1 protein-coding gene is annotated in these 1846 nt (G+C 67.9%); it reads left to right on the forward strand.

Annotated elements, in window-relative coordinates:
- Positions 1–11: 11 nt before the first annotated feature.
- Positions 12–1846, forward strand: a 1835-nt coding sequence (locus tag ABLE53_RS24735; protein WP_348861861.1) for a protein kinase domain-containing protein, incomplete at its 3' end; no start/stop codon positions are given.

Consider the following 1846-nt stretch of genomic DNA (forward strand, 5'->3'; position numbering starts at 1 on the left):
GGAGGTCTGTCATGACTGATCCGACACGCCGGGAAGGCCACGATGACGCGACGCGGCGCGAGTCATCGACGCCGCTCGGGGCCGAGGCCACGCGTCGCGAGGTCCCCGGCGCACCGGGTACCCGGCGCGAGACCGACGCGAACTCGACCCGGCGCGAGCTCGGAAGCGGCGGTGGCGATCTCGCCTCGAGCCTGGGCCAGTTCGGGCTGCTGGCACAGGTGCCGTCACTGGCCGAGCGCTACACGCTGGACCGGGACGCCACCCAGAAGCTGGGGCCCGAAGGTGGCCAGGCCCAGCTCGCGGTGGTCCGCGAGACCAACTCCGAAGACCGCTTGGTATTGAAGGTCTACAACCGCGGCACCAGCCTGGACGAGCGCGCGATGGACAAGCTCATCGAGATGGGGCGCGACACGGTCGGTGCCCAGCACGTGCTGCCGATCCTCGACACTGGCACCGATCCCCATTCCGGTCTGACGTGGGAGGTCCAGGAGTACATGGCTGCCGGGTCGTTGGAACAACTCTTCGCCCAACAGACCATCACCCCAGACTTCGCGACCGCGCTCACCCGCGAGATGTCGGCAGCTTTGACTTTCGTCCACTCCCGCGGTGTCACCCACCGTGACCTCAAGCCCGGCAACATTCTCATCCGCACCCTCGACCCCCTCGACGTCGTCGTGGCCGACTTCGGGCTGGCGATGCAGCAAGACCTGTCTGTCGTGGTGAGGTCAGTGGCCGGATCGTGGCCTTATCTGCCGCCTGAGTCCCGCGCCAACGAGTTCACACCCGCGATGGACTGGTGGGCACTCGGACTGATCCTGGCCAAGGGACTAACCGGACGTCACATGTTCCAAGAGCCGGGCGGCCATCGGATGCTCGACGACGCCACGATCGCCAACCAGCTCGCCCGCCGCACCTACACCATCCCCGCCACCGGCGACGAGAGGTGGGACCTGCTGATCGCCGGCCTGCTCACCGCCGAATACCGCCACCGTTGGAGCACCGCCCAGGTCGAAGAATGGCTGGCCGGAGGCTCCCCGGAAGTACACGCCCCGACCGCCGCCGCCGACGCCGGTCCCGTCGCCACGGTGCAGCCCTTCGCGTTCGCGGGCGCCGACTACGACACCCCCGCTGCCTTGGCCGCGGGATTCCGAACGAAGTGGCAGGAGGCCGGTGACCTGCTCATCGGACGAGGCCGAGAAGACCTTCTCACCTGGTTGCGTCGCACCACGATCGGCACCGCAGCCGACGCCATCCTCGACCGCAAGGACCTGCGCAACCCCGAAGCCCCGTTACTGAGGCTCCAGGTCCTGCTCGACCCGACCACGATCCCCGCCTTCCGGGGCCAGACGCTGTCCACAGACAGTTTCAACACCATCATCGATCAAGCCCGCAACGGCGATACGAAGGCAGTCAGCTGGATCACCGGACTCCGAAAGGAACGGATCCTCTCCGCCTGGGCCGGCGAGGCACCTGTCCCCGTGGAGATCCGCCGCGCCGACGACCTCCTTCGCACCTGGTGGAACAACGTCGAAAATCTTCTCGCCAAGGTGCCCGGCGAGCAGGCAGCCCAGATCCGCCCGGCGCTCGAACCCGCCCTCCTAGAAGCCGCGCTCAACTCTGATGCCCGCAATCGGATCAGCGCGGCCGGCCAGGAAGTGGCAGCCGAGGCCAGCGTCCTCCCGGACTGGGCCGCTCCGATCAAAGCCGCCGCCCTCGGCACCACCGCGGGTCCGGAGCACGCTGCGCTCGCGCTTGCGACACTCCCTGCGGCCGAGAAGACCGAAACCGCACGACTCAAAGGCATCCGAGAAGCCGAGGAGCGACGACAACGCGAACAGCACGAAGA

The organism is Nocardioides asiaticus (genome assembly GCF_040049175.1).
Classification (GTDB): domain Bacteria; phylum Actinomycetota; class Actinomycetes; order Propionibacteriales; family Nocardioidaceae; genus Nocardioides; species Nocardioides cheoyonin.